At 75.1% G+C, this 20,541-nt stretch carries 17 protein-coding genes, 1 tRNA gene and 1 riboswitch; of the genes, 12 read left to right on the plus strand and 6 right to left on the minus strand.

Translation table 11 applies throughout. From position 1 onward, the window contains the following. Positions 1 to 165: 165 nt before the first annotated feature. Positions 166 to 2,304, minus strand: coding sequence for an asparagine synthase-related protein (locus tag ACFWIS_RS23195; RefSeq protein WP_380463855.1), 2,139 nt, complete (start codon positions 2,302 to 2,304; stop codon positions 166 to 168). A gap of 737 nt (positions 2,305 to 3,041) precedes the next feature. On the opposite strand from ACFWIS_RS23195, the gene ACFWIS_RS23200 reads away from it, so the two are divergent. The 8 genes from ACFWIS_RS23200 (at position 3,042) to ACFWIS_RS23235 (ending at position 13,507) form a co-directional block, all read left to right on the plus strand. Beyond that, entirely contained in the window at positions 3,042 to 4,469 is a 1,428-nt protein-coding gene (locus ACFWIS_RS23200) for an MFS transporter (protein WP_380463857.1), read from the plus strand. 577 nt (positions 4,470 to 5,046) lie between these two features. Continuing rightward, positions 5,047 to 6,633: a TROVE domain-containing protein gene (locus tag ACFWIS_RS23205; protein ID WP_380463859.1), complete on the plus strand. Its 1,587-nt coding sequence runs from the start codon at positions 5,047 to 5,049 to the stop codon at positions 6,631 to 6,633. 567 nt (positions 6,634 to 7,200) lie between these two features. After that, complete coding sequence (lhgO, locus tag ACFWIS_RS23210; protein ID WP_380462397.1) at positions 7,201 to 8,439, plus strand: L-2-hydroxyglutarate oxidase; 1,239 nt, start codon at positions 7,201 to 7,203, stop codon at positions 8,437 to 8,439. Between the two features lie 55 nt (positions 8,440 to 8,494). Continuing rightward, on the plus strand, positions 8,495 to 9,325 hold the full coding sequence (gene trmB, locus ACFWIS_RS23215) for a tRNA (guanosine(46)-N7)-methyltransferase TrmB (protein ID WP_380462396.1): 831 nt from the start codon (positions 8,495 to 8,497) through the stop codon (positions 9,323 to 9,325). 115 nt (positions 9,326 to 9,440) lie between these two features. Then, positions 9,441 to 10,757, plus strand: a complete 1,317-nt coding sequence (locus ACFWIS_RS23220; protein WP_380462395.1) for a PrsW family intramembrane metalloprotease — start codon at positions 9,441 to 9,443, stop codon at positions 10,755 to 10,757. Positions 10,758 to 10,834: 77 nt separating this feature from the next. Next, positions 10,835 to 10,908: transfer RNA gene (locus ACFWIS_RS23225), tRNA-Met, on the plus strand. A gap of 197 nt (positions 10,909 to 11,105) precedes the next feature. Next, positions 11,106 to 11,924, plus strand: a complete 819-nt coding sequence (locus tag ACFWIS_RS23230) for a hypothetical protein (protein ID WP_380462394.1) — start codon at positions 11,106 to 11,108, stop codon at positions 11,922 to 11,924. A 431-nt stretch (positions 11,925 to 12,355) separates the two neighbouring features. Continuing rightward, positions 12,356 to 13,507 (plus strand): hypothetical protein, encoded by a 1,152-nt coding sequence (locus ACFWIS_RS23235; protein WP_380462393.1) that lies wholly within the window; start codon positions 12,356 to 12,358, stop codon positions 13,505 to 13,507. Here the strand turns inward: ACFWIS_RS23235 and ACFWIS_RS23240 are convergent. The 4 genes from ACFWIS_RS23240 to ACFWIS_RS23255 form a co-directional block, all read right to left on the minus strand. Further along, complete coding sequence (locus ACFWIS_RS23240) at positions 13,504 to 13,950, minus strand: GNAT family N-acetyltransferase (protein ID WP_380462392.1); 447 nt, start codon at positions 13,948 to 13,950, stop codon at positions 13,504 to 13,506. The two genes, ACFWIS_RS23235 and ACFWIS_RS23240, sit on opposite strands and share 4 nt — an antisense overlap. A 36-nt stretch (positions 13,951 to 13,986) precedes the next feature. Next, entirely contained in the window at positions 13,987 to 14,754 is a 768-nt protein-coding gene (locus ACFWIS_RS23245; RefSeq protein ID WP_380462391.1) for a hypothetical protein, read from the minus strand. A 178-nt stretch (positions 14,755 to 14,932) separates the two neighbouring features. Beyond that, positions 14,933 to 15,676 (minus strand): sensor domain-containing protein, encoded by a 744-nt coding sequence (locus tag ACFWIS_RS23250; RefSeq protein WP_380462390.1) that lies wholly within the window; start codon positions 15,674 to 15,676, stop codon positions 14,933 to 14,935. Positions 15,677 to 15,878: 202 nt separating this feature from the next. Then, the gene (locus tag ACFWIS_RS23255; RefSeq protein ID WP_380462389.1) at positions 15,879 to 16,448 is read right to left on the minus strand and encodes a GNAT family N-acetyltransferase; all 570 of its coding nucleotides are present in this window, start codon (positions 16,446 to 16,448) and stop codon (positions 15,879 to 15,881) included. Between the two features lie 42 nt (positions 16,449 to 16,490). Between ACFWIS_RS23255 and ACFWIS_RS23260 the strand changes: the two genes are divergently transcribed. Beyond that, positions 16,491 to 17,363: a hypothetical protein gene (locus ACFWIS_RS23260; protein ID WP_380462388.1), complete on the plus strand. Its 873-nt coding sequence runs from the start codon at positions 16,491 to 16,493 to the stop codon at positions 17,361 to 17,363. Between the two features lie 50 nt (positions 17,364 to 17,413). Here ACFWIS_RS23260 and ACFWIS_RS23265 read toward each other — a convergent pair whose 3' ends face one another. Continuing rightward, a complete protein-coding gene (locus ACFWIS_RS23265; RefSeq protein WP_380462387.1) occupies positions 17,414 to 18,247 on the minus strand; it encodes a M23 family metallopeptidase in 834 nt (277 codons plus the stop codon). Positions 18,248 to 18,259: 12 nt separating this feature from the next. Then, positions 18,260 to 18,418: riboswitch (cyclic di-AMP (ydaO/yuaA leader) on the minus strand. A gap of 196 nt (positions 18,419 to 18,614) precedes the next feature. Between ACFWIS_RS23265 and ACFWIS_RS23270 the strand changes: the two genes are divergently transcribed. The 3 genes from ACFWIS_RS23270 to ACFWIS_RS23280 all read left to right on the plus strand — a co-directional run bounded on the left by ACFWIS_RS23270 (position 18,615) and on the right by ACFWIS_RS23280 (position 20,454). Further along, positions 18,615 to 18,905 (plus strand): YiaA/YiaB family inner membrane protein, encoded by a 291-nt coding sequence (locus tag ACFWIS_RS23270; RefSeq protein ID WP_380462386.1) that lies wholly within the window; start codon positions 18,615 to 18,617, stop codon positions 18,903 to 18,905. A 105-nt stretch (positions 18,906 to 19,010) separates the two neighbouring features. Continuing rightward, the gene (locus ACFWIS_RS23275) at positions 19,011 to 19,835 is read left to right on the plus strand and encodes an alpha/beta fold hydrolase (protein WP_380462385.1); all 825 of its coding nucleotides are present in this window, start codon (positions 19,011 to 19,013) and stop codon (positions 19,833 to 19,835) included. A 46-nt stretch (positions 19,836 to 19,881) separates the two neighbouring features. Then, positions 19,882 to 20,454, plus strand: a complete 573-nt coding sequence (locus tag ACFWIS_RS23280; RefSeq protein WP_380462384.1) for a TetR/AcrR family transcriptional regulator — start codon at positions 19,882 to 19,884, stop codon at positions 20,452 to 20,454. Positions 20,455 to 20,541: the final 87 nt, after the last annotated feature.

Genomic DNA, 20,541 nt, shown 5'->3' on the forward strand with positions numbered 1-20,541 from the left:
ATCACCCGTCACGCCCCTCTCCGCACCCACCCCCTCCACCGCCCCCTCCCGCAGCGCGTCCCTCTCGCCTGGGGCGGATGGGAGGGGGAGGTGGGGGGCGTGGGCGGGTGGGTGGGTGCGGGGTAGTGGGGGTGGGTGGGGGCGGGGAGGCGGTGTGGCTGGTGATCAGGAGGTGAGGGCCGGGGGGTGGGGGTGGGGGAGGCCGGTCCAGCAGGCGCCGTGGCGGCGGGCGCGGAGGCGGCGGAGCCAGAGTTCGGTGGAGACCAGGTCGGCGAGGCCGGCGAGGGCGGTCGGGGAGAGCGGGGCGGTGAGGCCCGCGCGGACGGCGGGGAGGTCGATGAGGCCGGCTTCGGCGAGGAGCGGGGCGTCGAAGAGTTCGGCGAGGCCGTCGGCGGCTAGGCGCAGGCCGGCTCGGGTGGGGGCGGTGCGGTCGGGGCGGGGGCCGCGGCCCCAGTCGGGGGGCAGGTCGGTGCGGCCGGCGCCGGTGAGGACGGCGTGCAGGAGGGCGTGCCGGGCGCCGGGTTGGAGGCGGACGTCGTCGGGGAGCAGTCGGGCGGCGCGGACCACCTGGTTGTCGAGGAAGGGCGCGTGCAGCCGTTGGCCGGGCCGTTCGGCGGCGTGCAGGAGCGTGCGGTAGGAGCGTGCCTGGCGGTAGAGGGCGTGGCGGGCACGGTGCGCGCCGGGGTGTTCCTCGGGCGCCGGTCTGCGCGCCGCCAGCCGAAGCCGGAGGGCGACCGAGGAGAGCGCCTCGTCGGAGAGCCAGCGGGCGGCCGGGCCGGGGACGCACCAGGCGAGGTCGACGGCCGAGCGGTCGCCCGCGGTGCCGACGCCGTCCGGGACGTGCCGGGCGGTGAGCTTGGCGGCCGCCTCGTCCAGCGCCTCGGCGTACCGGACCCGGGAGAGCCGGTGGGCGGCCCGGACCACGGTGAGCGGGGTGCGCAGCACGCCGGCCAGCACGCCCACGGCGGCCCGGTCGGCGCCGGCCAGGGCGGCGACCGGGGGCAGGAGTTCGCGCGGCCGGCCGGCCCGGATGAGGTCGGCGAGCCGCGCCGGGTGGCCGTCCAGGACCTGGCGGGCGCCGTAGCCGGTGAGATGGTCGGTGCCGCCGGCGTCGAAGCGGGCCGCGGCGCGGGCCGCGGCGACGAGTTCGGGGCCGGGCTCGTCGGTGAGCGGGCCGGACTGCGGGTCGGTGCGCAGGACCGCGTACGGGAGGGTGTCGGGGCCGGGGTCGAGCACGGTGTGCCGCAGCCGGGGGGTGTCGGGGGCGAGCGCGAGGGTGGTGGGCGGTTCGGTCTCGCCGAGCGTGACGGCAGCCAACTGCTCGGGGGCGGAGGGCTCCTGGGCGGTGTCCCGGACCCAGGAGCCCTTCACCGCGCCGCTCCTGACGCCGCCGCTGCCGGCCGCACCGGCGTCCCCGGCCCGGGGCGCGGGCAGCCCGGCCGCGGGGACCGGCGGCAGCGGTACGGCCGCGGCGAGCAGGGCGACGGTGGCGGAGGCCGTCCCGTACGAGAGGTCGACGCCGAGCCGGGCGCGTCCGGCGGGGTCGGTGGCCGGCGCGGGGGTACGGACCCGGGAGCGGACGGATTCCAGCAGCGCGCGGGTGAGTTCGCGGACGGCTGGGGCCTCGTCCCGCGGCTGTTCGGCGCCGGGCGGTTCGTCGTAGGGGTCGAGGTACGGGCGGCCGCCGCGGATGGCGAGCACATGGCCGGGCGGCACCCGCTGGACGCCCAGGTACGGGGTGCCGGTGCCGAGTGCCTCCGGGGATTCGGGGCAGGCGAGCCGGGCGGCGAGGTGGCCGGTGTCCAGGGCGGCGCCGACCAGGTCGGCGAGCGGGAGGGCGGCGGTGGCGTACGCGGTGCCGCCGGCCCAGGGGGTGTGGAAGACGGGCTGGGCGCCGGCCAGGTCGGTGAGCAGCAGGGTGGAGCGGGTACCGGTGCGGAGCACGACGGTGTAGCTGCCGGGCCAGGCGGTGAGGTGGCGGACGGCTCCGCCGCGGGCGGCGGCGAGGCCGGCGGCGAGTTCGGGGTCGGTGGCCCCGCAGTGGCCGAGGACGGCGAGCCGGGTGGTGGCGGGGGTGTCGGCGACCGGGTCGGGGGTGGTCGGGCCGGTGCTGACGGCCGCGGGGGCGCCGGGGCGGAGGGTGACCAGGCGGATCTCCTCGGGGCGCCAGTCGCCCACCGCCCAGAGCGGGTTGGGGCCGGTCCACAGGGGGCGGGCGGCGATGGGTGCGACCGTGGCGAGGGCCTCCTGGGCGGGCGCTCCCGACCCGGGCGCGCCCGTGCTCCAGCCCGTCAGCCACCGCATCGCGCCTCCACCGGACGAGGACCTGCACTCGCGCGGCGCGTCCGGCGCCGGGCGGGCGGCCGGGTGGGGTGCCGGGGCGGCCCCGGTTCCGGGCGGCCCGCACGCGCGTCCGGGCGTGCCCGCGTTCCGGCGCGCCGTCAGGAGACATCGTGCCACCACCGGCCGCCGTCGGGGCCGGTGTTGTCGGTTCCGCTTCCGTTTCGGCGGGCCCGGGGCACGAGTCGGGGCGGGAGTCGGGCGCGGGGTGGGCTCGGGCGGGCCGGGCCTCCCCCTCCCTGGCCCGGACCGCCCGGGCGGCGCCCTTGACATGGGCATCGCGAGATGGCCGAAAGGCGTCGCCCAGCCCGGGAGGGCATCCGCATGCCCTCCCGGACTCAACCGCCGCCCGCGGGGATTGAGGCGGCGGCGTCCCCCGGCCCGCCGGGTCCTCGACGGCGGGCCGACCCACGACCACCAGCGAATCGCCGCGCGGCCGGTCGGGCCAGGGAGCACGGCCGGGCGCACGTGAACACGGGACCGGAGCACGGCGCTCCGGCGCGCGGCGTGGCCGAACCGCTCCGGGTGGTCCGGACCAACTCCCGCGGCGGCCCGGCACGGCAGCGCCGGGTGCGCGATCCCGCCATCCGGAATGCGGCCTCTTAACCGTCGGAACGCGTCCGACTACTCTAGGTACAGCAGCTACGGCCCGGTGCCGCCCGGGCCCCGCGCACAAGGCCGCAGGAGGTGCCGCCGCCACCATGACCGTCAGCCCACGAGGACCGAACGAACGGCTCGGCACGCTCCTGACCCTCGCCCAGATCAGCAACGCGGGACTGGCCCGACGGGTCAACGACCTGGGCGCCCAGCGCGGTTTGACGCTGCGCTACGACAAGACCTCGGTGGCCCGCTGGGTGAGCAAGGGCATGGTCCCGCAGGGGCCCGTCCCACACCTGATCGCCACCGCGATCGGCGGCAAGCTCGGCCGGCCCGTCCCGCTGGAGGAGATCGGCCTGGGCGACACCGACCCGGCGCCCGAACTCGGCCTGGCCTTCCCGCGCGAGGTCTCCGACGCGGTGCGCTCGGCCACCGACCTGTTCCGGGTCGACCTCGACCTGCGACGCGGGCCCGGTGGCGGCCGCTGGAGCGACAGCCTGGCGGGCACCTTCTCGGTGGCCGCCTACGCGACGCCCGTCTCCCGCTGGCTGATCAACCCGGCGGACGGCTCGGTGGCCCGCGAGGTGCCGCGCTCCCCGAGCGAGAACTCCTCGTACCGGGTCGGCCACTCGGACGCCGTCAAGCTCCGCGAGGCCGCCCAGGAGGCCCGCCGCTGGGACTCCAAGTACGGCGGCGGGGACTGGCGTTCGTCGATGGTGCCGGAGTGCCTGCGGGTGGAGGCGGCGCCGCTGCTGCTGGCCTCGTACAGCGACGCGGTCGGCCGGGCGCTGTTCGGCGCGACGGCCGAACTGACCAGGCTGGCCGGCTGGATGGCCTTCGACACCGGGCAGCACGAGGCGGCCCAGCGGTACTACATCCAGGCCCTGCGGCTCGCCCGGGCCGCCGCCGACGTGCCGCTCGGCGGGTACGTACTGGCCTCGATGAGCCTGCAGGCCGGCTACCGGGGCTTCGCCGAGGAGGCCGTCGACCTCGCCCAGGCCGCGCTGGAGCGCAACCGGAGCCTGGCCACCGCCCGGACCATGAGCTTCTTCCACCTGGTGGAGGCGCGGGCCCAGGCCAAGGCCCGCAACGCGGCGGCGTGCGCGACGGCGCTCGGCGCGGCGGAGAGCGCACTCGAACGGGCACGCGCCGGGGATCCCGATCCGGCCTGGATCGACTTCTACGCCTACGACCGGCTCGCCGCCGACGCCGCCGAGTGCTTCCGGGACCTCGGAGTGCCCTCCAAGGTCCGCCAGTTCACCCGCGAGGCACTGGCCAAGCCCACCGAGGGCTACGTCCGCTCGCACGGCCTGCGGCTGGTGGTCTCGGCGATGGCCGAGGCCGAGGCGGGCAACCTGGACGCCGCGGTCGCCGCCGGCGAACGCGCCGTCGAGGTGGCCGGCCGGATCTCCTCGCAGCGCAGCCGGGAGTACGTGGTGGAGATGCTGCGGCGGCTGGAGCCCTTCCAGGGGGAACGCCGGGTACGGGAGTTGACCGAGCGGGCGCGGGCGGTGATCGTCGCTCCGGCGTGAGCCGCCGGAGCCGACGGAATGCCCGGCGATAAATGGGATGCACCTGCGGGAGGGGCCTGGATAAGGTCTCTCTCGTCCAGGTGCGCAGGCAGAGGTTACTTCCATTCCTAATGGGCGGGTCGCGGGTTCGAGTCCCGCCACCGGTACTTTTCGTGCCGGTGTAGCTCAGTTGGTAGAGCAGCTTCGTCACCTCAGCCGACCTCGAACTCTGGACACCCATACGTGAATAGAATTCCGCACCTCCCGGTGCGACGGCAGCGGTTACTTCTGGTGGACGCCGGTATTCCGGCGCAGCGGTTCGAGCCCGCTAAACACCGCCGCCGACCTGATCTCGGGAGGCAGCTGCGCTTCGGAGTGCCCGGTGCGCAGGCGGGGGTTACTTCGGATCTTGCGGTTCCGGGTTCAAATCCCGGGCGTGCCGTGCGCGAGTGCGGCCGCTAGCTCAATCCGGTAGAGCACAAGGCATATACCTCCGCCGATGTCGGCCGTTCGACGGCCGGCACGATCTCGGGCACCCCCAGCCGCAGCATGCCTCCCTCCCGTACACACGACCAAGCACGCCGAGGGGGGCTGCAGCATGTCCAGGTTCAACATCCGCAAGGCCAAGGCGACTCCGACGTCACCGGTGACCACGACCGGCAAGCGCACGGCCAACCACAACGGCGGCGTGGGGTTCGTCCGGGACGCCAAGTCCGAGCTGTTCCTGCTGGCCGTCGCCAATCTGGTCGGCCAGGACACCTTCTACGAGCGCGGCGGCGCCCGCGACGACCGCTACACCGCGCTGGTGCGCGAACTCGCCGTCAGCGACCCGGAATGGACCCTCGGGCTGCTGCGCTGGCTGCGGTACGGGGCGCAGCTGCGCACCGCCGCGCTGGTCGGCGCCGCCGAGTTCACCCGGGCCCGGCTGGACGCCGGTGCCCACGGGTACTCCCGGCAGGCCGTCGACGCCGTGCTGCGGCGCGCCGACGAGCCCGGCGAGCTGCTCGCCTACTGGACCTCGCGCTACGGCCGGGCGCTGCCCAAGCCGCTCAAGCGCGGTGTCGCGGACGCGGTGCGGCGGCTGTACGACGCCCGTGCGCTGCTCAAGTACGACACCGCGAGCAAGGGCTACCGCTTCGGTGACGTGCTGGAGCTGACCCACCCGTCGCCGGACCCGGCGAAGCCCTGGCAGGGCGCGCTGTTCGGCTACGCGCTGGACCGCCGGCACCGGCCGGAGGAGGCCGTCCCGCCGGCCGTCGACCGGATGCTGACCGCCAACCGCGAGCTGCTGGCGCTGCCGGTCGAGCAGCGCCGGGCCGCCGTGACGGCGAAGGACGGCGCGGAGCGGCTGGCCGCCGCCGGGCTGACCTGGGAGGCGCTGGCGGGCTGGTTGCAGGGCCCGTTGGACGCGCCGGTCTGGGAGGCGGTCATCCCCTCCATGGGCCCGATGGCGCTGGTGCGGAACCTGCGCAACTTCGACCAGGCCGGGGTGTCGGACGCGGTCGCGACCGAGGTGGCCCGGCGGATCTCCGACCAGGGCGAGGTACGGCGCTCGCGCCAGTTCCCGTTCCGCTACCTGGCGGCGTACCGGCACGCGCCCTCGCTGCGGTGGGGGCACGCGCTGGAGACGGCGCTCGGCCACTCGCTCGCCAACGTGCCCGAGCTGCCCGGCCGGACGCTGATCCTGGTGGACCGCTCCGGCTCGATGTTCGACCGGCCCAGCGCGCAGACCCAGCTCAACCGGGCGGACTCGGCGGCGATCTTCGGCACCGCGCTGAAGGTGCGGGCGGCCCGGGCGGACCTGGTCGAGTTCGGCTCCAGCAGCCGGGTGATCGAGGTCCGCCGCGGGGAGGCGGTGCTGCGGGTGCTGGAACGGTTCTCCGACCTCGGCGGCACCAACACCGCCCAGGCCGTCCGCACCCACTACCGGGGCCACGACCGGGTGGTGATCGTCACCGACGAGCAGCCCGGCTTCGGTTACCGGGGCAGCGACCCGCTCGACGCGATCCCGGCGCACGTGCCCGTCTACACCTGGAACCTGGCCGGTTACGCCACCGGTCACGGCCCGAGCGGTGTCGCCAACCGGCACACCTTCGGCGGCCTCAGCGACGCGGCCTTCCGGCTGATCCCCCTCCTGGAGGCGGGGGCCGACGCCGGCTGGCCCTGGGAGGTCCAGGACCGTTGACCACGACGGTGGGGGGGCGGGGCGGGGGGCGGGCCGCCCCCCCCCCCCGGGCGGCCGGGGGGGCCGCGCGGCGGCGGCCCGGGTGCTCCCCCCCCGGGGGGGGGGGGGGCCGGGCGGGGGCGGGGGGGGGGTGCCCCCGGCCGTTCCCCGCGGGGGGGGGGGGGGGGGGGGGGGCCCCCCCCCCCACCACCACGCGGCCGGACGGGGGGAACGGCGGTGGACGCGCGGGGCCGGGGGGCCTTGCGCGCGACCGCACCGGCCGCACGGGGGGTGGAGCCGCTGGGGAGCGGCTCCGCACGGCGAGGTGGGCGGCAGAACACTGCCGCCCACCTCGGCATGCCGGTGGCAGCACGACGGACCACGCACGACGGACCACGCACGACGGACCACGGACCACGGACCACGCACCCGAGCGGCGGAGCCTTGACGGGCCGACCGACGCGCGGGGAGACGCATGGGCGACGTCGCCCGGAGGCCGCCGGTGCAACCTGCGCGAAACCGGCGCCCGCGGCCGACTCCCGTGGCACCATCGGCCGCAGGGTTCGGGCGGCGGACGAGGAGTACAGGGTGGCGGACGGCGGGTTCGATGTCGTGGTGGTCGGCGGCGGCATCGTCGGCCTGGCCACCGCGTACGCCCTGACCAGGGGCGGATCCGGGCTGCGGGTCGCGGTGCTGGAGAAGGAGAAGGGCTTCGCGGCGCACCAGACCGGGCGCAACAGCGGGGTGATCCACAGTGGCGTCTACTACCGCCCCGGCTCGTACAAGGCCCGGTTCGCCGTCGCGGGCGCCGCCGAGATGGTGGCGTTCTGCCGCGAGCACGGCATCCCGCACGAGGTCACCGGCAAGCTGATCGTGGCGACCGGCGACGCCGAACTGCCCCGGCTGGCGGCGCTGGCCGAGCGCGGCCGGGCGAACGGCATCCCGGTCACCGAGCTGGACCGGGCCGGGATCGCCCGCTACGAGCCGGCGGTCCGCGGGCGGGCCGGGCTGCACGTCGGCACCACCGGCATCTGCGACTTCCCGGCCGTCGCGACGACGTACGCCCGGCTGGCCCGGGAGGCGGGCGCCGAACTGCGGCCGGGCACCGAGGTCCGGACGGTCGCCCGGCGCCGGGACGGCGTGACCGTCGGCACCGCCGACGGGGAGCTGCGCTGCCGGGTGCTGGTGAACTGCGCCGGGCTGCACAGCGACCGGATCGCCCGGCTGGCCGGGGACGACCCGGGGGTGCGGATCGTGCCGTTCCGCGGCGAGTACTACGAACTGGCCGAGCAGCGCCGGGAGTTGGTGCGCGGATTGGTGTACCCGGTGCCCGACCCGGCCTTCCCCTTCCTCGGGGTGCACCTCACCCGGGGCATCCACGGGGACGTCCACGTCGGCCCGAACGCGGTGCCCGCGCTGGCCCGCGAGGGCTACGACTGGCGCACCGTCCACCCGCGCGACCTGGCCGGGACCCTCGCCTTCCCCGGCACCTGGCGGATCCTGCGGCGGCACTGGCGGTACGAGGTCGGCGAGTTGCACCGCTCGCTGTCCAAGCGGGCGTTCACCACGGCCGTCCGCCGCCTGCTGCCGGCCGTGACCGCCGCCGACCTGGTGCCGGCCCCGGCCGGGGTACGGGCCCAGGCGGTGGCCCGGGACGGCTCGCTGCTGGACGACTTCGCCTTCGCCGGCTTCGACCCCGAGGACCCGCGCTCCCCGCGCCGCACGGTGCACGTGCTGAACGCCCCCTCCCCCGCCGCGACGGCCTCGCTGCCGATCGGCCGGGAGGTGGCCCGCCGGGCCCTGGCCGCGTTGGAGGCCGGCGGATGAGCCCCGTCACACACCCCTCCGGGCGCCCGGCGAGGCCCCGTAGACTCAGGTGATTGTGACTGCCACCGCCCCGATCCCCCAGCAATCGCCGTCCGCCCGGCTGTCTGCGGCGCCGGCCGCCTACCCCGCGCCGATGTACCCGCACAAGGCCACCGAGGAACAGCACCGGGAGCGGCGCATCCGCAGCTTCCAGCCGCGCCGGGGCCGGATGACCAACGCCCAGGCGGGCGCCCTAGACCGGAGCTGGGAGACCTACGGCGTCCCGATCGACGGCACCCCGCTCGACCTGCCGGAGCTGTTCGGCGGCCTGCCGGTCACCCTGGAGATCGGCTTCGGGATGGGCGAGACCACCGCCGCGATGGCCGCCGCCGACCCGTCGACCGGCATCCTGGCCGCCGACGTGCACACCCCCGGCCACGGCAACCTGCTCGGCATGCTGGAGCGGGACGGTTCGCGGAACGTCCGGCTGGCCGCCGGCGACGCCGTCATCCTGCTGCGCGACATGCTGCCGGACGCCTCGCTGGCCGGCCTGCGGGTCTACTTCGCCGACCCGTGGCCCAAGCCCAAGCACCACAAGCGCCGGCTGGTCCAGCCGTCCTTCCTCGACCTGGTGCTGCCCCGGCTCGCCCCGGGCGCCCTGGTGCACTGCGCGACCGACTGGGAGCCGTACGCGGAGCAGATGCTGGCCGTGCTGTCCGCCTCGCCGGAGCTGGAGAACCTGCACCCCGAGGGTGACGGCACCGGCTGGCTGGAGCCCGCGGACCACCCGGACGGCAGCGTCCCCGGCTACGCGCCGCGGCCCGACTGGCGCCCGGTCACCAAGTTCGAGCGGGCCGGGATCGCCAAGGGCCACGTGGTGCACGACCTGCTGTTCCGCCGCCGCTGACGGCCCGCGGCCGTTCGAACGGGCCCCGCCGGGCCGTACGGACGGTCCGGCCCGGGACGAACGGTTCGTCCCGACTCCTCCCGACGGGCCGCCACCGTGGCCTACCCTGTGCCGCATGGGCAGCCCGTCCGGCGGCGGCCGTGGCGTCCGGTCGGGACGGGTCACCGTCCGCACCGCCGCCGAGGCACCGGGTACGGGCCCGCGCCCCGGCGACACCCGGACCATCCCGGGGCCCCGGAGGCGCCGGGCCGACCGGCTGCTGCCCCGGCCCGGCGGCGCCCCGCCGTCCACCGCTGCCACCGTGCCGGGCACCCCGGAACGGCTCCCGGGACGTCGCCGCTCACCGGCGCTCCCCCCGGTCACCGCGGCCGCCGTCCTGACCCTGAGCTGCTGCGGGCTGCTGATCCTGCACCTGGTCCAGCGGCAGACCGGCACCGCCGGGCTGCTGGTGGGCCTGGGCCTGGCGACGGTGCCGCTGCCCTTCGTGCTGGGCGGCCTGGCCTGGCTCAACCTGACCGCCCGGGTACCGCTGCGGCACACCGTGTTCTGCCTCGGCTGGGGCGCCTGCGCGGCCACCACGATCGCGATCCTCGCCAACAACTGGACCGCCGACTACCTGACCACCCACCAGGGCGCCCTCGGCGGGCTGCTCGGCACCGGGATCGCCACCCCGGTGATCGAGGAGAGCGCCAAGGCCACCGCCCTCCTGGTGCTGCTCCTGCCGCTCGGCCAGCGGCTGCGCTGCCACGGCCGCCGCTCCGGCCGCCCCTGCGCGCCGCTGCTGCACCGGTCGCCCGCGCCCCGGCGCGCCCGCCCGTACCAGCGCCGCCCCGCCGGGCCGCACGCCCGGAGCCGGCTGCGGCTCCGCCCCTACCTGCGGCCGCTGCCGTACCTCTGCCCGGCTCTCTCCTCCCCCGGCGCGCCGCACCGCCGCTCCCGACCGCGCACCCTGGCCGCCGGGGTGGTGCTCGGCGGGATGACGGCGTGCGGCTTCGCCTTCACCGAGAACGCCCTCTACCTGGGCCGGGCCTTCAGCACCGACCAGCGCAACCGGCTGGACAGCATCGGCCTGGGCGATCCGCCCAGCCTGCGCGATTTCGACGGCACCGTGCAGACCTTCGTGCTGCGCGCCCTGCTCTCCCCGTTCGCCCACCCGCTGTTCACCGCGCTCACCGGGATCGGCCTTGCCGTCACCCTCACCACCGGGCGGCGCTGGCTGGCCCGGCTGGCCGCGCCCGCCGGACTGCTGCTGGCGATGGCGCTGCACGGCACCTGGAACGCCGCCGCCGACCTGGGGACGGACGGCTTCCTGGTGGTCTACGGGGTGCTGATGGTGCCCTGCTTCGTGGCACTGGTCTGCTTCGCGCTCTGGGCCAGAGCCCGCGCCGCCAGGCACGCCGAGCGGCGCGGCAGACGGGCGGCGCGGGGGTAGTCGCGGGCCGGTGCCAAGGCGGCCCGAAGAACCGATTTCCCATCTCGGCGACTTCCCCGTATTGTTGTGTTCACCGACGCGGGGTGGAGCAGCTCGGTAGCTCGCTGGGCTCATAACCCAGAGGTCGCAGGTTCAAATCCTGTCCCCGCTACTCAGTAGCCGTAAGGCCCGGAGGATTTTTCCTCCGGGCCTTACGCATTCCCCGGCACGGCCACAGCACGGTCCCGCCACGAAGCGGTAACGGCACCCCGTTTCAAGATCTCCGGTCAGAGCGCTCCCCCATACTGAGGAAAAAATTCATCCAAGTGGGGGACGGCGGGGCCGTGCCCTGGATAAGGAACGACCTCGATGCTGTCGAAGCGCCTGGTGAGCACCGCCGCGATCTGCCTCCTCCTGGGAGCCGGCACGGCCGCCTGCGGTGACAACAAGGACTCGGACAAGGCCGCCGCGCCCGCGACCACCGCAGCCGCGGCCGCGACTCCGACCGCCACGGCGACGCCGACCGTGGCGAAGCTGGACACCGACAACCTGACCGCCCAGGAGATCGAGAAGAAGGCCAAGGACGCGCTGGCCGGCGCCACCTCGCTCAAGATCGCCGGCAAGATGGCCAGCGACGACGGCGAGATGACCATCGACATGGTGATGGACTCCACGGGCCAGTGCCAGGGCAGCATGGCGATGCCCGGGATGGGCTCCTTCGAGATTATCAGCGACGGCAAGCAGTACTTCCTCAAGCCGGACACCCAGTTCTGGAAGACCTTCGGCGGGCCGAAGGGCGACGCCGTCGCCGAGCTGTTCAAGGGCCGCTACCTGACCGGCTTCCAGAACGACCCGAAGATGAAGGACCTGACCGACTTCTGCAAGCTCTCCGACGCGAGCAAGCAGATGCTCGACGACGGCTCCAGCACCCCCACCAAGGGCAGCGCCGGCACCGTCAACGGGCTGAAGACCTTCAGCCTCAAGGAGAAGGACGACAAGGGCGAGGAGTCGCTCCTCCACATCGCCACCGAGGGCAAGTTCTACCCGGTGCGGCTGGAGAAGACCACCGGCTCCGACAAGGGCCGGATCGACTTCAGCGACTTCGACAAGCCGGTCACCATCCAGGCCCCGTCGGCCGACAACGTGATCGACTACACCAAGTTCCAGGACAAGGTGAAGAGCGCCTGAGCGGCGTCCGCGAATAATCCGTTGCCCTCTCCGCAGAGGCCTGCCTACAGTGGCGGCACACTGAAGGGAGGTGATCCTGAATTGAGTTCCATCAGGATGCGTGAGGTGGCTGCTCGCTAGAGCCGCCCCTGCCTGCGCAGGGTGAGGCCCCTGGCCTCCGGCAGGCGAAATCCACAGCAGTCACCCGGTCCGCGGGCTCACCGGAACATCCCCGGTGCCGCGACGCCAGGCCAGTGCACGGGCCGGCGTCGCGGAGCAGCCCGCGGGCCGTCTGCGTTTTCCGGGGCCGGCCTCCTCAGCGGGGCCACCCCCGTCGTAGCGACGGCGCCCCCGGGTCGTTCCCGTGGTGGGGCCACGGCGCTAGAGTCGGCGCGGCCCCACCACGGGAACGACGGGGCGCGGCCGAGCGGCGCGGACACAGGGGGTGGGCGATGACCAAGTCGCGGCGACGGGCCGGTGCGTCGGCACTGCGGACGGCGCAGTGGACGGCGGCCGGGGTGCTGACCGGCACCGGACTGCTCGGACTGCTGATGTTCTCGCTCGGCCGGGAGCACGCCTGGCAGGCGCTCGGCGGCGGCCTGGTGGTCGCCGGGGCCTCGACGGTGCTCGGCGGTGCGCTGGGCTTCCTGTTCGGGGTGCCCCGGGTGAAGAGCGGCTCCGGCGAGCCGCAGGGCTCGTACGCGCCGAACACCAATCTGGAGCAGGTCTCCGACTGGCTGACCAAGGTGCTGCTGGGCGTCGGGCTCACCCAGCTCGGCTCGCTCGGCGAGCGGCTGCACCAGCTCGGCACGGCGCTGGCGCCCGTGCTGGGCGGCGCGGACGCCGCGGCGCCGTTCGCGGCCGCGCTGGTGCTGTACTTCCTGGTCCTCGGCTTCCTGGCCGGCTGGCTGGTCACCCGGCTGGCGCTGCCGCGGGTGCTGACCGAGACCGACGAGGCACTGGACCTCTTCCTGGCCGGGCAGGACCGCGACCGGCGGGGCGACAAGGTGGGCGCGGACGACCTCCGGGTGCGCGCGATGCAGCAGCTCGGGCTGCTCGGCGGCAGCGCCGACCAACCCGCCGCGCTGGCCGCGCAGTTGCCGCCCGCCTCGGGCTCCCCCACCGGGCCGGAGGGCGTGGTGGCGGAGGTCCGCTCGACCGCGAAGCGCTCGGCGCTCACCGCCGACCAGGTGCGGGACCTCTACGCGGACGGCTCCGAGGGCCGCCGGATCCAGGCACTGGCGCTGATGCAGGGCGACCCTTCGCTGGCGGACCTGCCGAGCGTGCTGGACGCGATCGAGCACCCGCGCTCGGGTTTCGAGCAGTACCACGCGCTGCTGGCCGCCCGGGGCCTGCTCTCCCGGCTGCCCGGCACCGAGGCGCAGCGGCTGCGGGACGCGGTGGCGGCGCAGTTGGTCGACCCGCGGGGCATCCCGTACGGGTCGGACCGCAGTTGGCTGGCGGAGAAGATACTGTCCCGGCTGCAGGCGGCGGCCTTCGTCCCGGCCCAGTCGGCGGCGGCGCCGGGCCCCGGGCCCGTCCCGACGCAGCCGGCGGCCGCGCCGGATCCCGCACAGGGCGGCGGCCCGCAAGCGAACTCCTAGACGGTGAAGCGCAGTTCTGGCTGTTCCCAAGGGGTCTTGGGCCGCGGCGGGCGGGTGCCGGTGCGCTCGGCGCCCACCTGGCGGTAGAAGCCCTCGGCGGGTGGGTGCGAGACGACCTTGACCGCGGCGATCCCGGCCGCCCGGGCCCGGGCCAGCATGTCCGCGATCAACGCCCGCCCGATGCCCCGCCCCTGGGCCTCGTCGGCGACGAACATCAGGTCCAGTTCGGCCGGTTCGTGGATCAGCGCGTAGAAGCCGAGCAGTCGGCCGTCGGTGCCGTCCACGGCCATCCGCACCTCGTGGCGCTCGATGTAGTCGGGCCTCACGACGTAGCCGTCGATCATCGCGAAGTAGGCGCCGCGGTAGGCGGTGGAGGCCTGGATCAGTGCGGTGAGCCGGTCGGCGTCGGCCGGCCGGGCGGGCCGGATCGTGGTCTCGCTCATGCGGGTGAGTATAGGGGCAAAGTCGGGTAGTGACCATTACAGGACGGTCGTCGGGGACGACCGGCGGAGGCGTCGGTCGACGGCCCGCAGGACCATGACCCTCCCGGCGCGGCCGTCCCCGAGCGGCACCCGGCGGACCTCGCTGGCTATCCGGCGCTCGCCGAGCGCGTACCGCACCCGGTCCAGGTGCCCGCAGCGGCGGCCGTGGCCGTCGTTCAGCGGCTGGACCCGCACCTCGCCTCCCGGGGCCGTCACCCGGACCAGCTCGGCGAGAGCGGCCAACTGGTGCTCCGGCCCGAACAGTTCGGGGTAGGCGAAGATCAGGTAGCCGCTCAGGGTGAGGGCGAAGGCGCCGTCCGCGAAGGGCAGCCGGGGCAGCACCGCGGCCAGATAGCTCTGCGGGTGGGCGGCCGAGTCGGCGGCGAACAGCAGGCGGGCGCGGTCCCAGCTGCGCAGGTAGCGCTCGGGGCGGGGCGGCCGGTGCGGGCGGGACGAGGGGTAGAGGTGGGGCCGCGCGGCCATCGCGAGGGCCATCGAGGCCCGGGCGGCCAGTGCCCGGGCCTGGATCTCGGGCAGCGGCAGCGCGTACGCCGGGTCGACGGCGATCACCCGGCAGCCCAGCTCGCGCGCCTCGGCGGTCAGGCCGGACGCGCCGCCCGGGCAGTCCAGCAGCGGGCCCGGCAGGGCGGCGAGCCGGGCGCGGGTGAGGCCGAACAGGGCGCAGTACTCGTCCAGCGGGCGGGAGGTGACCAGGACGGCCTGGTCCGGGGCGCGGGCCCGGTCCGGATCGGGGGCGGTGATCACCCGGTCATCCGAACACGGGCCCGCCCCGCCCGCATCCGGAACACGGACGGGGACGGGGCGGGGCTGGGCTGGGCTGGGCGGGGCTGGGCTGGGCTGGGCGGGGCTGGGCTGGGCTGGGCTGGGCTGGGCGGAACGCGAGGCGGGGGCGGAGCGGAGTGGCGAGGACGGGCGCCGGGGCTCAGCGGCCGAGCAGGCCCTGGGCGGCGGCCCGGTTGACGCCGGTCAGGCCGTGGACCATCCGCGCGGTGAGGAAGATCAGCAGCACCCCGATCGCCGAGAAGGCGGCGATCTGCCCGGTGCCCTCGACGTAGTAGGCGTGCCGGACGTGGTGGCTGTCGGTGAAGTCGAACAGCTGGTAGCCGCGCCAGGAGGTGTAGCGCGGGAAGACCCAGTGGTAGAGCGGGTAGAGCGCCATCGCCCAGCCGAGCACCAGGAACGTCAGCGTCATGCAGAAGCTGAACACCGCCCAGGGGAACATCACCAGCTGGTACAGCACGGCCTTCCAGCCCGGGCCGTCGGCCAGCCGCGCGGTGATCGCGCCCCAGTTGCCCGGGCGCACCTGGCGCACCGGCGCCGGGCCGGGCACGTCCAGGGCGAGCATCCCGCGCACCCGGGCCCGCTCCGCCCGACCCAGGCCCCGGGAGGCGCTGGTCAGGCCCGCCAGCACCGGCAGGCCGAGGACGGTGACGAAGGTGCCGATCCCGACCGAGAACAGGGCGATCGCGACGGTGAAGCCGACGATCGCCACCGGCAGACCGGTGAGTGCGTAGCCGACCTCCCGGTAGTAGTGGCCGGAGAACGGCGCCCGCCAGAAGCCCGGCGGCTGCTCGGTGCGACGGGCCCCGGCCGGGCGCGCACCGCCGTCGCCGTAACCGCCAGGGGCGTCCCACTCCTGACCCAGCGTGCTTCGGCTACTGCTCATCCCCGGCCCCCGGCCCCTCGTTCGTGCTCGCGTTCGTACCTGCTGACGTGTTCAAGTCTGGCCGGGGCGCGGCCCGGCAAACATCCGGAGCACCGGCGGATCGGGGGTGGGGTTAACCCCCCGGCCCCTGCCCCGGCCCCACCCCCAGGCCGCCACTTCCGGCCCCCAGACCCCCACTACCGGCCCCCTGCCGCCGCCCCCGCTACTGCCGGCCGGGCCACTCGTCGGCGAGCAGCGAGTACTGGTACGAGTCGCACCAGACCCCGCCCTTGAACAGGTCGTGCCGGACCCGCCCCTCCAACCGGAAGCCGAGCCGGGCGAGCACCCTGGCGGAGGCGGTGTTGTCCACGTCGACCCGGGCGGCCAGCCGGTGCAGGCCGAGCGGGCCGAAGGAGAGCTCGCAGAGCAGTCCGGCGATCTCGCCCGCGTAGCCGAGGCCCCACACCGGGCGGCTCAGCACGTAGCCGAGGTAGGCGGAGCTGGACCTGCCGAGGGTGAGGCTGGCGTGTGCGACCGGCACCGCGTCGGCCGGGTCCTCGGCGTCCTCGCGCCGGACGACGGCGAGCCGGTAGGTGTCCCGCTCCTCCGCCAGCGCCTCCTCCAGGTAGAGCTCGATCTGGTCGGCGCAGGTCTCCCGGTCACGCGGCTCGAAGGGGAGGTAGCGGGTCACCTCCGGGTCGCCGAACAGCGCGTGCAGCGCGTCCACCTCCTCCGGGGTGTGGTGGTACTCGCGGACGGCGAGCCGGGGGCCGGTGAGGCGTACGGGGACCATGGCTGCCGACCCTATCCCCGTCCGGCGGCTACCGTTCGGAACATGAACGACGAAGACCTGCGACTCGCCCCGCGCACCAGGGCCGCCGACCTGCTCGCCTGGGCGGCCGGGCAGGACCGGGCGCCGGTGGCCGAGACGCCGCTGCGCACGGTGCTGGCGCTGCTGGAGCTGGGCGAGGGCAGGATGCACGACGGCTGGCCCGAACTGACCTCCGACGCGGTGGAGCACCTGCTGTACGAACGGCTCCACCTCTACGTCCAACCCGACCCGGAACAGGACCCGTTCGCCTACGGCGAAGCCGTCCGGCTGCTGGTCGACCACCAGCGGGCGGCGAAGCGGCTCAACGCCAAGCGCCAGGAGCGGCTGCACGCCGAGGCCGAGTGGCAGGGCGAGGTCGCCGTCGGGCTGCTGCGCCGCGCCGACCTGGTGACCTGGCCCCGGCTGTACGCGGTGCTGCTGCACGCCCACGGGGTGGACGTCGCGGACCCGGCGGCCGTCCGGGGCTGGCTGGCCGGCTTCGCCGGGCTGGGCGAGGAGGAGCGGCTCGCCGGGTACGAGGCACTGACGCCGACCGGCTGGCTGGACGAACCGGACGAGCAGGGCTGGGGGCCGGGCCGGGTGCTGTCGGTCGGCATGGCCACCGACGGCGCCCGGCGGCTGCTGGAGCAGGGCCTGATGCGGCGCAGCTACCGAAACCTGGCCGAGCTGAACGCGCTGGGGCGGCCGATGCCGGACGAACTGGCCGGAGACTTCGAGGACTTCGAGGCGGCCGCGGCCGAGGTGGCGCTCGACCTGCTCGGCGACTGGACGGTGCCCGGGCTGCCGCGGCTGCTGGTGGAGGAGTTCCCCGAACTCGCGCCGGAGCCGGGACCGGCCGAGATCGACGCGTACCTGGCGCAGCTGCCGCCGGAGTGAGCTGCCGCGAAGGCTCCGGACGCGGGTGCGTCCGGAGCCTTCGGCGGTGGCTACGGGGTGAGGCCGCGCTGCTGGAGCCAGGTCTCCGGGTCGACCGGGGCGCCGCCGTCGGGGCGGACCTCCAGGTGCAGGTGCGGGCCGGTGACGTTGCCGGTCGCGCCGACCTTGCCGATCTGCTGGCCGGAGGTCACCTTGCCGGAGCCCTTGATGATCGAGGAGAGGTGGCAGTACCAGATCTCGGTGCCGTCGGGCAGGGTCTCGACGATCCGGTAGCCGTACGAACCGGACCAGCCGGCCGAGGTGATGGTGCCCTGGCCGACCGCGAAGACCGCGGTGCCGGTGTCGGCGGCGAAGTCCAGGCCGGTGTGCAGGTGGGCCCAGTAGCGGGCGCTCTGGCCGTAGTGGGCGGAGAGGTTGTAGTCCTTCACCGGCAGGGTGAGGGCGGCGGCCTTGGCCCGCTCGGCCTCGTCGGCGGCGCGCTTGGCCTCCGCCTCCTTGGCGGCGGCCTTGGCCTCGGCCTCCTGGGCGGCCTGCAGCCGGGCGCCCTCCTCGGCGGCGGTGCGCTGGCTGTCGGCCTGCTGCTGGATGCGGGCGGCGAGCGCGAGGCCGGGGTCGGCGGCCAGGGCGACCGGCGACTCGTCCGGGGCCTCGACGGCGGGCGCGGCGGCCGGGGTCGCGGAGGCGAAGCCGGTGGCGCCCAGGGTGGCGGCGACGGCGGTGACGCCGAGCAGCGGGGAGGCTCCGCGGGTCTGACGCGGCATCCGGTGGCGGTTGGCCTCGGCCTCCGGGGCGAATGCCTCCGGGCCGTCCGGGCCGGGGTGGTCGAGGAGCTGGGTACCGGCTGCGGGGCCGGCCGGGTGTGCCGGGGTGTGCGTCGACGCCACGGAGGCGCGCTCCTTTCCTTCCTTCGCGCCTACCGGGTTAGCTGACGGGTTCGGAGCAGGAAGGTCTCCTACGGCCGGGCCGGGGCCCCGCCGATTCACCCCAAGGAACGTGGTTCCCCGGCTCCCTGACCTGCCCGGAGGCCGGCCGGTGGGATTAGGCGACGGCGCACGGTGCCGTCTGGGTACGGCGTTGACGACCGCGCTGCGTTATCAAACGTTAATCCTAGGACGCCCTGATTCCAAGCCATCCGTCCGGGACGGCTGGGGAACAGGTGATCGGTCGTCAACGAACGGCCCTTCGTTCGCCAGGCCCATCTGAGTACTCCTACTCATGTGCAAGCGGTCCGCCCCGCCGCATCCTGGCGCCATGAACGCACCGATGCAGTCACGGACCACGGCCGCGTACTACGTCCAGGCCGTCCTCTCCTTCGCCGTCTCCGGCACCGCCCTCGCCGCCGGGATCGCCTACCTGCCCGTCGGCGGCTGGACCCGGGCCTTCCTCGGGATCGGCCTCCTCTACACCGTCACCTCGACCTTCACGCTCGCCAAGGTGATCCGGGACCGGCAGGAGTCCTCGGACACCGTCGCCCGGGTCGACCAGGCCCGCCTGGAGAAGCTGCTCAGCGAGCACGACCCGTTCAGGGTCGAGGGGGTCTGAGCGGAGCGGATCCGGGAAGGGCCCTTGACGGCTAAGGCTATTAGCCTTAGCTTTATGGCTATCGGAAGCAATCGCCAGCACCGAGCGAGCCAGCGGAGGCCCACCATGACCGGCACCACCACCCCGAGCACCCAGTACCTCGACGTCCCCGGCGGCCGCCTCGCGTACGACGACACCCGGCAGGGCGACGGCACCCCCGTCGTCCTGCTCCCCGGGATGCTCGACTCCCGCCGCGCCTACCGGCACCTGCACCCGCTGCTCGCCGCCGCCGGCCACCGGGTCATCACCATGGACCTGCGCGGCTTCGGCGAGTCCTCCATCGTCTGGGACGACTACGGCCCGGCCGCCGTCGCCACCGACGTCCTCGCCCTGCTCGACCACCTCGGCATCGAACGAGCCGTCCTGGTCGGCCAGTCCTACACCGGCGCGACCGTCGTCAAGGCTGCCGGGGACGCCCCCCAGCGGGTCGCCGGGATCGCCCTGATCGACGCCTTCGTCGAACACCGGACCAACGCCCTCATGCGGGGCGTCATGGTCGCGATGGGCGCCGCCATGGTCCAGTGGCCCGGGGTCTGGGGCTTCTACCTGCGCAAGATGGCCTTCCCCGGCCCCCGCCCCGCCGACCTCGACGGCTACGTGGACGGACTGGTCGCCGCCCTGCGCACCCCCGGCCGCAAGACCGCCACCCGTGGCCACGTCGGCGGCGACTCCGCGCCGATCGGCTGGACCGCGGCCGTCCGCTGCCCCGCCCTCGTCCTGATGGGCAGCAAGGACCCCGACTTCCCGAAGCCGGAAGCCGTCGCCGAACTCCAGGCCGAGAAGCTCGGCGCGCGGAAGGTCATGATCGAGGGCTCCGGGCACTACCCGATGGCCGACAACCCCCGGGCCGTCGCCGACGCCCTGCTGCCCTTCCTGGCCGAACTCGCCTGACCCCCCGCCTGCCCCGCCCCCACCGCCGCACGGAGAACCCGAAGCCATGCCCCGCGTAGGACTGACCCCCGACCAGGTCGTCGACCACGCCCTCGCCCTCATCGACGACCAGGGCGCCGAAGCCCTCACCCTCGCCTCCGTCGCCACCCGCGCCGGAGTCGCCACCCCCTCGCTGTACAAGCACGTCAGCGGCGGCCTCGCCGAACTGCGGCGGCTCGTCGCCGTCCGGGTCACCGAGGAACTCGCCGACCGGCTCGCGGAAGCCGCCGTCGGCCGCAGCGGGGACGACGCGGTCACCGCCGTCCTGCGCGCCTACCAGGCCTACGCCACCGAACACCCCCACCGCTACGCCGCCCTTCCCCAGGCCCCCCAGCCCGACGGCGACCTCACCCGCGCGGCCACCCGGCTCGTCGGCGTCATCGTCGCCGTCCTCCGCGGGTACGGCCTCGACGACTCCGAGGTGATCCACGCCGCCCGCACCGTCCGCTCCCTCGCCCACGGCTTCGCCGCCCTCTCCATCGGCGGTGCCTTCCAACTCTCCGAAGACCTCACCACCACCCACGACCGCCTCGTCACCACCCTCACCACCGGCCTCCGCACCTGGCCCCAGTCCCGGTGACCGAGCCGGCCCGGCCGGCTTCCTCCGCGCCGCCGGCGGGAGCGCCGCGCGCTGGGCGGCGGGTTCGGGCGTGCACGGGAAGTCGGG

This window comes from Kitasatospora sp. NPDC127060, from assembly GCF_042724935.1.
GTDB lineage: Bacteria > Actinomycetota > Actinomycetes > Streptomycetales > Streptomycetaceae > Kitasatospora.